Annotated in this window: 10 protein-coding genes, 12 tRNA genes and 1 rRNA gene; 20 read left to right on the top strand and 3 right to left on the bottom strand. The window is 42.9% G+C overall.

Annotation, left to right across the window (positions count from 1 at the left end; translation table 11 throughout):
• The 13 genes from rrf to JFU01_RS06195 form a co-directional block, all read left to right on the top strand.
• Positions 1-74 (top strand): 5S ribosomal RNA (gene rrf, locus JFU01_RS09015); the annotation flags it as partial.
• A 13-nt stretch (positions 75-87) separates the two neighbouring features.
• Positions 88-161: transfer RNA gene (locus tag JFU01_RS06140), tRNA-Asn, on the top strand.
• A gap of 34 nt (positions 162-195) precedes the next feature.
• Positions 196-282: transfer RNA gene (locus JFU01_RS06145), tRNA-Ser, on the top strand.
• An 18-nt stretch (positions 283-300) separates the two neighbouring features.
• Positions 301-372 (top strand) — tRNA-Glu (locus JFU01_RS06150).
• Positions 373-393: 21 nt separating this feature from the next.
• Positions 394-466, top strand: a tRNA-Val gene (locus tag JFU01_RS06155).
• Between the two features lie 13 nt (positions 467-479).
• Positions 480-552 (top strand) — tRNA-Asp (locus JFU01_RS06160).
• 12 nt (positions 553-564) lie between these two features.
• Positions 565-637, top strand: a tRNA-Phe gene (locus tag JFU01_RS06165).
• 7 nt (positions 638-644) lie between these two features.
• Positions 645-725 (top strand) — tRNA-Tyr (locus JFU01_RS06170).
• Between the two features lie 29 nt (positions 726-754).
• Positions 755-825, top strand: a tRNA-Trp gene (locus JFU01_RS06175).
• Between the two features lie 27 nt (positions 826-852).
• Positions 853-925 (top strand) — tRNA-His (locus JFU01_RS06180).
• Positions 926-932: 7 nt separating this feature from the next.
• A tRNA-Gln gene (locus JFU01_RS06185) sits at positions 933-1,004 on the top strand.
• 74 nt (positions 1,005-1,078) lie between these two features.
• Positions 1,079-1,149 (top strand) — tRNA-Cys (locus JFU01_RS06190).
• A gap of 11 nt (positions 1,150-1,160) precedes the next feature.
• A tRNA-Leu gene (locus tag JFU01_RS06195) sits at positions 1,161-1,244 on the top strand.
• A 172-nt stretch (positions 1,245-1,416) separates the two neighbouring features.
• Here the strand turns inward: JFU01_RS06195 and JFU01_RS06200 are convergent.
• The gene (locus JFU01_RS06200) at positions 1,417-1,983 is read right to left on the bottom strand and encodes a chromate transporter (RefSeq protein WP_195856263.1); all 567 of its coding nucleotides are present in this window, start codon (positions 1,981-1,983) and stop codon (positions 1,417-1,419) included.
• A gap of 2 nt (positions 1,984-1,985) precedes the next feature.
• On the bottom strand, positions 1,986-2,573 hold the full coding sequence (locus JFU01_RS06205; RefSeq protein ID WP_082888666.1) for a chromate transporter: 588 nt from the start codon (positions 2,571-2,573) through the stop codon (positions 1,986-1,988).
• A gap of 156 nt (positions 2,574-2,729) precedes the next feature.
• On the opposite strand from JFU01_RS06205, the gene JFU01_RS06210 reads away from it, so the two are divergent.
• Positions 2,730-4,058 carry an FMN-binding protein gene (locus JFU01_RS06210; RefSeq protein ID WP_195856264.1) on the top strand — a complete coding sequence of 443 codons (1,329 nt, stop codon included), beginning with the start codon at positions 2,730-2,732 and terminating at the stop codon, positions 4,056-4,058.
• 77 nt (positions 4,059-4,135) lie between these two features.
• Here JFU01_RS06210 and JFU01_RS06215 read toward each other — a convergent pair whose 3' ends face one another.
• Positions 4,136-5,761 (bottom strand): aryl-sulfate sulfotransferase, encoded by a 1,626-nt coding sequence (locus tag JFU01_RS06215; protein WP_195856265.1) that lies wholly within the window; start codon positions 5,759-5,761, stop codon positions 4,136-4,138.
• 319 nt (positions 5,762-6,080) lie between these two features.
• Between JFU01_RS06215 and JFU01_RS06220 the strand changes: the two genes are divergently transcribed.
• The 6 genes from JFU01_RS06220 (at position 6,081) to JFU01_RS06245 (ending at position 12,436) form a co-directional block, all read left to right on the top strand.
• Positions 6,081-6,653, top strand: coding sequence for a YdcF family protein (locus JFU01_RS06220; RefSeq protein ID WP_195856266.1), 573 nt, complete (start codon positions 6,081-6,083; stop codon positions 6,651-6,653).
• A gap of 570 nt (positions 6,654-7,223) precedes the next feature.
• Complete coding sequence (locus tag JFU01_RS06225) at positions 7,224-8,006, top strand: metallophosphoesterase family protein (protein WP_181566125.1); 783 nt, start codon at positions 7,224-7,226, stop codon at positions 8,004-8,006.
• Positions 8,007-8,044: 38 nt separating this feature from the next.
• Positions 8,045-9,337: an ABC transporter substrate-binding protein gene (locus JFU01_RS06230; protein ID WP_195856267.1), complete on the top strand. Its 1,293-nt coding sequence runs from the start codon at positions 8,045-8,047 to the stop codon at positions 9,335-9,337.
• A gap of 77 nt (positions 9,338-9,414) precedes the next feature.
• Complete coding sequence (locus JFU01_RS06235) at positions 9,415-10,707, top strand: ABC transporter substrate-binding protein (protein ID WP_195856268.1); 1,293 nt, start codon at positions 9,415-9,417, stop codon at positions 10,705-10,707.
• Between the two features lie 30 nt (positions 10,708-10,737).
• Positions 10,738-11,613, top strand: a complete 876-nt coding sequence (locus JFU01_RS06240) for a carbohydrate ABC transporter permease (RefSeq protein WP_064292961.1) — start codon at positions 10,738-10,740, stop codon at positions 11,611-11,613.
• Positions 11,603-12,436 carry a carbohydrate ABC transporter permease gene (locus JFU01_RS06245; RefSeq protein WP_195856269.1) on the top strand — a complete coding sequence of 278 codons (834 nt, stop codon included), beginning with the start codon at positions 11,603-11,605 and terminating at the stop codon, positions 12,434-12,436. Before JFU01_RS06240 ends, JFU01_RS06245 begins: the two co-directional genes overlap by 11 nt.
• The last annotated feature ends 22 nt before the right edge of the window (positions 12,437-12,458 follow it).

Raw genomic sequence — 12,458 nt, forward strand, 5'->3', positions numbered from 1 at the left:
AACACAGCAGTTAAGCTTCTTAGCGCCGAATGTAGTTGGGGGTTGCCCCCTGTGAGACTAGGACGTTGCCGTGCAATCTTATTTTATTCCGCAATAGCTCAGTTGGTAGTAGCGCTTGACTGTTAATCAAGATGTCGTAGGTTCGAGTCCTACTTGCGGAGTTATGGCGAGTGAGTCCTCAGGCTTTAAGCTATTGGAGAGTTGTCCGAGAGGCCGAAGGAGCACGATTGGAAATCGTGTAAACGGGAGACCGTTTCAAGGGTTCGAATCCCTTACTCTCCGTTTTATATTTATTTTGTTGGCCCGTTGGTCAAGCGGTTAAGACACCGCCCTTTCACGGCGGTAACACGGGTTCGATTCCCGTACGGGTCATTACTTCTTTAAGAGTAATCAGGAGAATTAGCTCAGCTGGGAGAGCGTCTGCCTTACAAGCAGAATGTCGGGGGTTCGAGCCCCTCATTCTCCATTATTCATATATTGGTCCGGTGGTGTAGGGGTTAACATGCCTCCCTGTCACGGAGGAGATCGCGGGTTCAAATCCCGTCCGGACCGTTCTTATAATGGGGTCCGATAGCTCAGTTGGTAGAGCACTTGATTGAAGCTCAAGGTGTCGGCAGTTCGATTCTGTCTCGGACCATCCATTAGGAGGGATAGCGAAGCGGCCAAACGCAGCGGACTGTAAATCCGTTCCTTCGGGTTCAGAGGTTCAAATCCTCTTCCCTCCATAAAATGATAACTATTCTCATTTGAGAATAGGGACATAGTTTAACGGTAAAACTACGGTCTCCAAAACCGTCGATCTGGGTTCGATTCCTAGTGTCCCTGTTAAACCTGTTATATATCATATATATGGCGAACGTGGCGAAGTGGTTAACGCATCGGATTGTGGCTCCGACACTCGGGGGTTCGATTCCCCTCGTTCGCCCTTACATTGGGGTATCGCCAAGCGGTAAGGCAACAGACTTTGACTCTGTCATGCGTTGGTTCGAATCCAGCTACCCCAGTTTGATGATTATCATGCTAGTGGTAATTGTTTAGACCTCTTCTTTTAAGAAGAGGTTAGTTTTTAATTAAATATGGCGGTATAGCCAAGGGGTAAGGCACGGGTCTGCAAAACCTTTATCGCCGGTTCAAATCCGGCTACCGCCTTTTATATATAAGCCGGCGTGGCGGAATTGGCAGACGCGCGGGACTCAAAATCCCGTGTCCTCACGGACGTGTGGGTTCGACCCCCACCGCCGGCACTAAAGAAAACGTTGTTATATCAAGCTTTTTAACAAAGTGATATAACAACGTTTTTTTGTTATGACAAAAAGTGTTTCGAAAAGGTAACGTCAATTTGAAATTTCTTATTGTAATCAGTTTTCCAGCTCGTTCAATTGTGTCTTTTTTCTATATATTGGCTAATAATTTCGTTTATACCACCATCAAAACCGCTTGGTATATAACATTAACGACTCCTGCCATGACAATCACTACAATTGGATTGACTTTGTAGCGGATGAGAATGGCTAGGGCAATACCAAAGATAATCACGGCTACCCAGTTGATATTGGCTAAGGCAATGGGAGCTTCCCCCCAAAAGGCGGAGATTAATATGAGTAAGCCGGCTGCAGCAATCATAGCTACCACCGCAGGACGTAGGGCGACTAGAACGTTTTGTAAGAGGCTAAGGTTACGGTATTTGAAGTAGAGACGGGCGATGATACTTACGATAATAATGGAAGGTAAGATTGAACCCAGAGTGGCAACCATAGCGCCCAGGGGTCCAGCTAGCTTAGTTCCTACAAAGGTTGCGGAATTGATAGCGATCGGACCAGGGGTCATTTGCGAAATAGTGATCAGGTCGGTAAATTCCTGCATGGATAGCCAAGCATGATTTTCAACGATTTCTTCTTGGATGAGTGGGAGGGCAGCATAACCACCGCCGAAGCTAAAGGCTCCGACTTTTAAAAAGGAGATGAGTAATTGTAAATAAATCATGATTAGCGTCCTTTCCTACTTTGTAACCAGCTGTATATTACTCCTAGTCCAATGCAACTTAAAATAATATAGATGATATTAACGGCAAAGAAGTAATTGGCAATAAAGGCAGCTAGCATAATAATGACCAAGATGGGTTGCTTGCGCCGCCAGACATCAGCGACCATATCTAAGACAACGCCGGCGATAACGGCTGCCACGCCAGCCTGCATGCCTTCCAAGAGAGTCTTAACCCAGAAATTTTGGATAAACTGTTGGTAAAAGAGGGCAATCACTGAAATAATCAGCATGGGTGGTAAGATAGTCCCTAAAACAGAAACTAAGATACCGATAAAGCCAGCTAATTTGTAACCGATAACGATCGCGCCATTCACTGCGATTGCTCCGGGAGAAGATTGAGCAATCGCCACCAGGTCTAGCATTTCATCTTCTTCAATCCAGCCATAATCATCCACAAAGGTCTTTTTCATGAGGGTAATGATGACATAGCCCCCGCCAAAGGTAAAGGCAGAGAGGTAGAAAGTCGACCAAAAGAGTTTGACCAGCATCTGGCGCTTACTTTTTGAGTCTTTAAGCATTTTTTCGTACATTAAACAGACTCCTTCTTTAATAGTTATCTTTAGTTTACTTTTATATGGTTGATTAAGCAAAGAAATAAGCAAAGGGTTCTGGCTATTGTTAGCTTTTAAGAATTCATTATTATATAATATTTAATATACAATAAAAATTTAGAAAGGCTGGGAAAAATGGCAAAATTTAAACCAGGCACCTACCATGAAGCAGCTCAGGGCTTTCTGAATATGGTAGAAGTTGATGTTAAAGTAAGTGAAGATAAGATTGAAGATATTCAAGTTTCTGAAGCGGATTCAGAAAACGTTGGTAGCCTAGCCATCAAGCACTTGGTGAATCAAATCTTAGACCAACAAAGTGCTGATGTGGATGTGCTATCAGGGGCCACGCATTCCTCTGAAGGACTCATTCAGGCGGTCAAAGAAGCCTTAAGAATCGCGGCTGGACAACCTGAACCTGATGAATTCACTCCTGGAACCTATTACGGTGAAGGGGACGGTTACAAGGGGAAAGTGACCTTAGCAGTGACTGTTGATGGGAATGAAATTACCGATATCAAGTATCGGGGCATTGAAACGCCAGAGCTCGGTGGCCAAGCCTCAGAAAAATTAATCCAACAAATCAAAGAGGATGGCAGCAAGCGTGAATTTGACGTGGTCTCTGGGGCAACCTATACCACGATGGGGATGCAATACGCCCTAGACCGGGCCTTAGCCTATGCTAGAGGGGATGAAGATCCTGACGCTGAACCTTACTCCTTCCAAACCGATACCCGGGTAGATTTTGGAACAGGTTGGTTAACCTTGGATGAAGTCCAAGCCATCCTTGACAACTTAGAAGTGGAAATTTCTTTTGTTGATAAGCAAAACCGTTTCCTCTACTATAATAAACGCCGCCACCAAGAAGATGCTGGTACTCCACGGTCTCCCGTGACTTTAGGGGGCAATGTTTCTGACTGCCACCCACCTCAAATTCGGACCAAAGTCGAAGGTATTATGGATGACCTCCATCATGGTCGTCGTCGCAGTGAGAGCATGTGGTACACCAAGGGCAATGGGAATAAGGTCTACTTACACTACCGTCCCATCTATGACCAAAAAGGCCGCTATCTCGGGGTCTTAGAAACCGTTCAAAATGGGAAACCATTTATTGATACCGCTGAATCTTCTTGGGACCGGACCTTACATGATCCGCATGTCCCTAATCCATTCATTGGTGAAACGGCTGAAGACGTTAACCAATGGTATCAAGAACGCTACGAAGCGGGACTTGATGACGAACTCCAACACGCTATTGAGAAACCCTATATTGAAGCCAGTGAAGGCGGGGCTAGACCGGATAGCGTGACAAAGGCTACTACAAAGGCTAAGGATAAAGAAGAAAGCCAAAGTAGTGATGTGGTTTCGGGTGCTTCACAACACGAACATAAGATGCCGAATCCAATGCCTAAAGAAGAAATTGAAAGAGGCCGGGATAGCGTTTCTGGGCCAACCGCGCCTCATTAAAGCCCTGTCGATGTAAATAATCCCATTAAAAATCCTCAAGCCAGGCTAGCATTTGCCTGGGCTTGAGGTTTTTTTGTTTAAAGAATATTTTCATAGAAGAAGTCTTGCAGGTCTAACTTAACCAAGCGGTAGGTCCAGCGGGGGACATAGAATTGAAATTGCCGGATAAGTTCTCCTTGGGGGTTATATTCCCCAAGGATATTAGTCATTCCGCTAGTGGTAATATAGTTGCCTTTATAGACTTGGGCTGAGGAAACGATGGAGGAATAGGGCACTGGAAAGGCCTGGACCAGGTCATAAGTGCCGCTCGCTTCATCCACCTGTAAATTATAAAAGTAAGAGTAAGTGTCAAGCACTTCTGGATCAAATTCTTCGCTCATTTCCTGAGGCAGGTCAATAACCAGGTCATCTCGGGTACCCAGACGCCAGTAGTTATTATCGAAGAGGGTCAAATTGTAAAAGCCATCATTAATCGCATTGGATTGGAAACGGACACTATGTTGGCCGCCAGTGGGCTTAAAGTCGCTGTCAGGGGTGAGTAGGTAATACTCATAGCCAGTCCCCGCCCAAACCGCTTCAGGTCCGATAATATAGTCAACTGTCACTTGGTCAAAGACATTGGATAATTTGATCAGGGACGAGGTTTCCCGAGAAGAAAGAATTAACTCGTCACCATTGATCACATCGATGGCATTGATATGAATCCAATCTAAATTGGTTAAATTGCCTTCTTCGTCCAGGACGTTAAAGCTATCCGCCGTGTAATCAATATCTGAATAGTTTTGGTCAGGGTGTGCGGCTAAATAACTAGCAATCTCATTTTGAGCTCGGTTTTTATGGGTGGCCATCACGGGTTGGAAATAATTAGGGAAAATCGCCTTTAAGTCGATCAGTTCCTGACTTTCACCACTCCGTAAATCGAGATAGGTGATGGTGTCTTCAATGGTATCCGTCTGATCGTTAGTGGTTAGTAGGAAGGCCGCATCTTTTTTCTCATTGACGATAAAGTCATGGTGGACAGAATGATTGGGCAGTTCATAGATACGAACTGGTTGACCTAAGCCATTCAGAACCGCTAATTTGCCGTTGCTTACCCGAACCAGCAGGTGTTGTTTATCCAGAAATTGATAATTCTCTAAGCGGGCGCCGTCAGAGACTAATTCAGAGCGAATCAGTCCATTATTATCATATAAATAGGAAAACTTAGCGTTATCTTGATCGCTCCCCATGCTAGCATAAAACCCATCTGTTAGTTCTTCCCTGCCAGAGTCGTAGAGGACTTCCATTTTGGTCTCGTAGTCAGTAGCTTGGATATCGGGTGCACTAATCTGAAATTGATAGTCTGTTAACATGTTATCATCAGCATCGTAGAGATTAACCGTTAGCTGGTTAGCTTCATTAGGCACCAGACCGATCATAGTAAATTCATAAGCACTGGGATCCTGACTGTAATTGACCGGTTCGAAGGTGAGGACATCGCTGGTTTCAGACTCGATACTATAGGTCACTTTGCTAATGTCTTGATCAGGATCAGGCAAGTAAGTATAGATGGATTGGGTAAGTGTCCCAAAGGGGTTCATAATGAAAAGCCCATCCTCATAGGACTTGTGCTTGGCTTGCAAGTTTTTGATCTGGTCGGAAATGCTTGCTTGGACTTCTTCATCATAATAGGACAGGTCGAGAGCCTGAACTTGGTCAGTCAAGCTTAAAAGCTTCTCGCCTGATTCGATCCTGTCGCTGACCGGTTGGTAGATTTCCTTATAATCACTGAGGGACTGGCTAGTGTGATTAGGCAGCTGACAGCCAGCTAATAAGCACAAGGCCAGTATAATAAGATATTTAATGATAAAACTCCCCTTTAAATACAAATTTTAAACATGAAGGTACATTTTATCATAAAAGTTTTATTTATTATAGGGATAAAACCGTTTTTGAACAGGGAAATTGCTATAATAAGGTAAGACGTTTTGCAGGAATAATAGCTTTAAAGAGCAAAGCATACTCGTGAAAGGAGGTCAAATAATGAAAAGAAGATGGTTACCTATTCTCACACTAGGAGCGCTTCTTGGTCTAGGATTGCGGTCCCTCTACAAGCACTTGGACCAAGGCCAGGCACCGCAAATCAGTGACTTAATTATCGTGGCCGAGGGGCCGGCAGTCGAACGGGCTGAAAAGGCAGTGCAGTTACTGCAGGCAGGCTATAGTCGGGCTGATAAAATGATAGTTTCTCCCCGCTATACTGATGTGGGGGAAGATTTATTTGCAGGTTACCAGCACTTGGGGGCCAAGCGGGAGAACTTAATCGAAGAAAAGCAGGCCACTTCTACCTGGACCAATGCGACAACTTCACTAGCTCTCATGGATGATCTGGGTTATCATTCTGCTATTGTCGTGACTAGTGACTATCACATGAGACGGACGCGGCTGGCTTTTGAGCGAGCTAACCGCAACTACGGCTTCCAACTTAATTTTGTGAGCGCCTATTTTCAAGGGGAAAGCTATCAAAATCACCCCTATACCCAAAACATGGCCTTGCAAGAGTTGTATAAGTATATTGGTTATTGCTTGCACTTATATCATTGGATTGATTTGTAAAGATAAGTAAAGACAAGAACAGTTAAATTGTCTTCAAGTTGCTAAGTGAATACAGGACGGAATAGCAAAAGTCCATTAAATAAAAGAGGTTAGGTGAATGCTCCTAACCTCTTTTTATACCATGATATAGCTTATTTAGCGTGAGCTAATACTTGGGCTTTTTCTTTAGCTTGACGTTTGCTTTCTTCACGTTGCACTTGTTCTAAGCTCTTGTAAGGACGGCGTTGTTCGAAAAATCTTAACATAATGGTTTTCATCCTTTCTCAATTTTGATTTTTACCTTTTAGCATGGCCAATTATTGGCCTTATGTAAATTTTACGTAAACTATTCTAGCGTATTGTAAATTTAATGTAAAGCAAATTCCGGGTCTTTTTACATTTAATTAACATTTCCTAGAGATTTCTTAATCATTCCTTATAAATTCACTTATTAGTTAATATTTGTAAAAAGGCTTATTTTTATTTACCGAAAAAATACCTATTATTTACAAACTTTACCCAAAAGCGGCCCTAGAATTTACATTGCTTGGCTAAAATGGACAATGTACTTTAATGGAAAGGAGAAATCACATGAAGTTTTTGCATCTTTCGGATACCCATTACTTGGATAATTACCAAGGCGAGTTTGAAGTGTTTGGGATCGACTATGAACCCCATGAAAAACTTTTTCACGCTTTAGAGACTTTCGATTTTAATAGCGTGGATTTTGTGGTGAATACAGGGGATTTAATTCATGATGGTGGCGTAGAGGATTATCAGGCTCTTGACCGGATATTGCGGTCTTACATGCCTAAAGATATGCCACTTTATTATGTATTGGGCAACCACGACAATAAGGCAGCTTTTTACCAAGCCTTGTACGGCAAGGAAGCTGATGAGGGGTTGAACTATGTGGTTGATTTTCAAGGCTATCGTTTAATTATCTTAGATACTGCCGAACAAAGTCGTCACCACGGCATCATTTCAAAAGAATTAGAAGCTTGGTTAGCTGATCAATTAGCCAAGCCTAGTGAAAAGGGAACCTTACTTTTCCACCACCATCCGCTTCTCATCGGCTGGGAACCAGGAGTTATTGAAACGGAGATTAGTGACAGCTATTTGGACCTATTAGAAGAGTCCGATGTACGGGGGATTTTCACTGGACATCTCCATGAAAATCGCCATGCCATGGTTAGAAATATTCCGCAACACACGGCGGCTTCATTGGCTTTTGGTTTAGAACAAGTTGGAGATGTGGCTTTCTTTACTGATCAATTGGGTTATTCCGTGGTTGAAGTGAATGATGAGACGATTGATGTCTTTACTAAGACAACAAATCCCATAACGGAACGCTACAAGCAACAAAGATTATAAGTTATTGGTCGCTAGTTATCGCTTAAAGGAGTAGGCAAATGAAACTAAAGAAATGGTTGTTGGGTGGTTTAACCTTACTTACAGGTTTATCGCTGGCCGCTTGCGGCAATAGCTCAGGTGGCAATGAAAGTGCTGCTTCAGACGGGCCAATTGAAATTGAATATTGGCATCCTAATGGTGATACCAAAGGAGGGCCAACCGTCACTGAATTAATTAATGAGTTTAACGAGTCTCAAGACGAAGTCCATGTGACGGGTGTCTTTCAATCAGGGACCTTCCAAGGCTTAATGCAAAACCTACAAACCAATGCTGCAGCGGGAAAGACGCCAGCTCTGGTTCAAGTCGGTTGGTCTTACCGTGAATACTTTGCTAATAACTTTGAATATAGTCAACCTCAAGACATTATTGACAACTTATCAAAAGAGGATAGTAGCTTTATCTCTGATAAGTTTGAAGAAAACATCTATAACTTAGCCACTGCTAATGATGGTTCCCAAGTCGGCCTACCTTATTCCTTATCGGTAGCTGTTATTTATTTAAATATGGATATTTTAAACGAAGCAGGGGTTAATAAAGACGACCTGAAGACATGGGAAGATATCCGTCAAGCAGCCCAAACTATTAGTGAAAATACTGATCACATTGGTCTCTATATCCAAGAAGCCCAAGATAATTGGAATATCCAGGCTATGGTAGAGTCGAATGGATCACAGGTGCTAAAAGATGGCAAAGCTGCTTTTGCTGATGACAAGGGTAAGGAAACTTACCAGTTTTACCAAGATATGGTTGAAGAAGGGAGCGCCCTCCATGCTACTGGTGAGGAGGGGCAACAAGCCTTTATCTCAGGAAACATCGGTATGTGGCACCAATCAGTTGCTCACCGGACCAATGTGATGAAGAACGCTAATTTTGAAGCGGTAGCGATTCCTTCGCCTGCCTTTGAAGGTGAAGAGAATAACAAACCAGCCGGCGGATCCATGCTAGTGGTTACTGGGCAAGACGAAGACCAACAATTAGCTGCTTGGAAATTTATGAAGTTCTTATATGAACCCGATAACATTGCTGCCTGGACTGCTGGAACAGGTTATGTGCCGCCAACGAAAGATGCCTCTGAAAATGAAGATTTACAAGCCTTGATTAAGGACGATGCAATCTTCCCGGCTGCTTATGCGAACTTAGAAAACATGGTCCCCTGGGCCCCATTCCCTGGAGACTCCGGGATGCAAGCAGAAAAAATGCTTATTGACCTCAAAGACCGTGTCTTAAGTGGCGCTGACGTAGAGACTGAAGTCACTAAGACCCAGGATGAAATTAACCAATTGATTAAATAAGAATGCTTGATATTTGGAAGTTAAGTATGTCTGTTCATTTAAGATTCTCAGTTTAATTTAAGAAAAGGAGTAGAGAAATGAAGCTTAAAAAATGGTTATTAAGTGGTTTAACCTTATTAACAGGTTTATCACTAGCCGCATGTGGCAATAGCTCAGGAGAGGGCGATAGCGCTGCTTCTGACGGCCCCGTAGAAATTGAATATTGGTATCCTAACGCCGACACCCAAGGGGGACAAACGGTTACTGAACTGATTAATGAGTTTAACGAGTCCCAAGATGAAGTCCATGTGACCGGTGTTTTCCAATCAGGGATGTACCAAGGCTTAATGCAAAATCTCCAAACCAATGCTGCCGCTGGTCAAGTACCGGCCTTAGTACAAATTGGCTGGTCCTACCGCGAATACTTTGCCAATAACTTTGAATATAGCCAACCCCAAGAAATTATTGACAACTTATCCACCGAAGACAGTAGTTTTATCACTGATAAGTTCGAAGAAAATATCTATAGCCTAGCGACAGCCAATGATGATTCCCAAGTTGGTTTACCTTATTCCTTATCGGTACCGGTAATTTACTTGAATATGGATATCTTAAATGAAGCTGGGGTTAATAAAGACGACCTTAAGACCTGGGAAGATATCCGAGAAGCGGCTCAAACCATCAGTGAAAATACTGACCACACCGGCCTATATATCCAAGAAGCGGAAGATAACTGGAATATCCAATCCATGGTGGAATCTAACGGCTCTCAAATGCTCAAAGACGGTAAAGCCGCTTTTGCTGACGATAAAGGGAAAGAAACCTACCAATTCTACCAAGACATGGTTGAAGAAGGCAGTGCTATTCACGCTTCAGGAGAAGATGGTCAACAAGCCTTCATCTCAGGAAACATCGGCATGTGGCACCAAACCATCGCCCAACGGACCAATGTCATGAATAATGCCAATTTTGAAGCTGTAGCGATTCCTTCTCCTGCCTTTGAAGGCGAAGAAATTAATAAACCAGCTGGGGGTTCCATGTTAGTGGTGACTGCCCAAGATGATGACCAACAATTAGCTGCTTGGAAATTTATGAAGTTCCTCTATGAACCAGACAACATTGCTGCCTGGACTAAGGGGACCGGCTATGTGCCACCAACGAAAGATGCTTCTGATAACGAAGAATTACAAGCTTTAATTAAAGAAGATAAAATCTTCCCAGCAGCCTATGCCAACTTAGAAAATCTGGTTCCTTGGGCACCATTCCCTGGTAACTCTGGTATGCAAGCTGAACAAATGCTCATTGATCTTAAAGACCGTGTCTTAGGTGGGGCTGACGTGGATACTGAAGTACAAAAGACCCAGGATGAAATTAACCAATTGATTAAATAACAATGCTTGATATTTAGAAGGTGAGGAAATATGAAAGAGCGTTATAAACCGCTATGGTATCTACTACCAGCCATTCTCATTTTTGGTATATTTGTAGCTTGGCCTACACTCTATACTTTATATTTGAGTTTCTTTGAATGGAATATGGTCAGTCCTAAGAAGACTTTTGTAGGCTTTGACAATTACATCACTTTGTTTACTGACCCCCTAACTTATAAGATCCTATGGAATACCGTGGTCTATATTCTTATCTTGTTAGTTGTTAACTTTGCTGTTCCTTATGTGATTGCCTTTGTGCTTCATTTCTTAATTCCAAAATTCAAAGACTTCTTTAAATCTGCATTTTTCCTACCTTCATTTATTTCAATGGTGGTTGGATCAATCGTTTACAACTGGATCCTGAACCCAACCTCAGGACCAGTGGCTAAATTATTAGGCTTTGTTGGGATTAACCTCCCTAATTGGTCAACCTCCCAAAGCCTGGTGATTGTGGTCATTTGTTACATTACGGCTTGGAAAGTTTTTGGTTATAACTTTATTACTCTCTATGCAGCGATTTCAGGGATTGATAATGAAGTCATTGAAAGCGCGCGTTTGGATAAAATTCCTTCCTGGCGCGTCTTCAAGGACATTGTTGTTCCTATGTCCTCCTCAACTGGTCTATACGTATTCATTATGACCATTGTAACTGGTCTCCAATACGTCTATACCCCAATTTCAGTGATTACTTCCGGGGGACCGGACAACGCCTCATCCAACTTGATTTATGAGTCCTATAAGAATGCCTTTGTTCTTTTCCAAACCGGCTATTCGGCAGCCATGTCCATAGTGACCTTACTACTCTTTTCTATCTTACTGTTCTTGAACTTCAAGTTCAGCGAAAGGGGTGTCTACTATGCAAACTAGGGGAAAATGGAGCGCAAGTAATGTCATTTGGACCATAATCTTCATCCTGATCGTGATCATTTGGTTAATGCCAATCTTATTTGCATTAGGAACCTCATTGAGACGACTCCCGGATGTTTATGACAATGTCCTAGCCTTTATCCCTTTGCAACCGGTCTTTGATAACTACATCAAGTTGATGGACCGCTTGCCATTACTTAGGATCGTGATGAATACCTTTACCATCGCCACGACTGTAACGGTGGCTAAGTTAGTGATTTCCTTCTTAGCTGCCTATGCCTTTGTCTACTTTGACTTTAGAGCGAAGAAATCGTCCTATTTTCTCTTTATTTCTTCCATCTTTATTCCTTTTACGGTAACCATGATTCCTAACTACCTCATGATTAACCGAATGGGACTGGGAGACAATATTTTTGGGGTAGTCTTCCCCTTAGTTGCTGATGCGACCGGGATCTTATTGATGAACCAAGCCATGCGAAATATCCCGTATTCACTGATTGAAGTGGCCAAGTTAGATAATATCTCTGACTGGCGGATTATGAAGGATATCATTGTGCCCTTGATTCGTCCGCAATTGACTTCGACGGGGATTTGGTTCTTTATCAATTCCTGGAACGAATTTGTTTGGCCATCCCTCTTCTTAAAAACCGAAGAAAACTTTACCCTACCACTGGCCTTACAACTCTTTATGTCGGCAGAAGGTGGTACTGACTTTACCGTTGCCATGGCAATATCCGTGATTACCATGAGTATCCCGCTATTACTCTACCTGGTATTCCAAAAATACATTATCGGTACCTTCACCTCAGCCGGTATTAAATAGATTAGCGACAAAGTAAGGAGTG

The sequence above is a fragment of the Aerococcus sp. Group 2 genome (genome assembly GCF_905125285.1).
GTDB lineage: Bacteria > Bacillota > Bacilli > Lactobacillales > Aerococcaceae > Aerococcus > Aerococcus urinae_E.

Bases quoted from the DNA above. Each gene is read 5' to 3' on its own strand.
- JFU01_RS06200 (WP_195856263.1), bottom strand. From the start codon at position 1,983: ATGATTTATTTACAATTACTCATCTCCTTTTTAAAAGTCGGAGCCTTT.
- JFU01_RS06205 (WP_082888666.1), bottom strand. From the start codon at position 2,573: ATGTACGAAAAAATGCTTAAAGACTCAAAAAGTAAGCGCCAGATGCTG.
- JFU01_RS06210 (WP_195856264.1), top strand. From the start codon at position 2,730: ATGGCAAAATTTAAACCAGGCACCTACCATGAAGCAGCTCAGGGCTTT.
- JFU01_RS06220 (WP_195856266.1), top strand. From the start codon at position 6,081: ATGAAAAGAAGATGGTTACCTATTCTCACACTAGGAGCGCTTCTTGGT.
- JFU01_RS06225 (WP_181566125.1), top strand. From the start codon at position 7,224: ATGAAGTTTTTGCATCTTTCGGATACCCATTACTTGGATAATTACCAA.
- JFU01_RS06230 (WP_195856267.1), top strand. From the start codon at position 8,045: ATGAAACTAAAGAAATGGTTGTTGGGTGGTTTAACCTTACTTACAGGT.
- JFU01_RS06235 (WP_195856268.1), top strand. From the start codon at position 9,415: ATGAAGCTTAAAAAATGGTTATTAAGTGGTTTAACCTTATTAACAGGT.
- JFU01_RS06240 (WP_064292961.1), top strand. From the start codon at position 10,738: ATGAAAGAGCGTTATAAACCGCTATGGTATCTACTACCAGCCATTCTC.
- JFU01_RS06245 (WP_195856269.1), top strand. From the start codon at position 11,603: ATGCAAACTAGGGGAAAATGGAGCGCAAGTAATGTCATTTGGACCATA.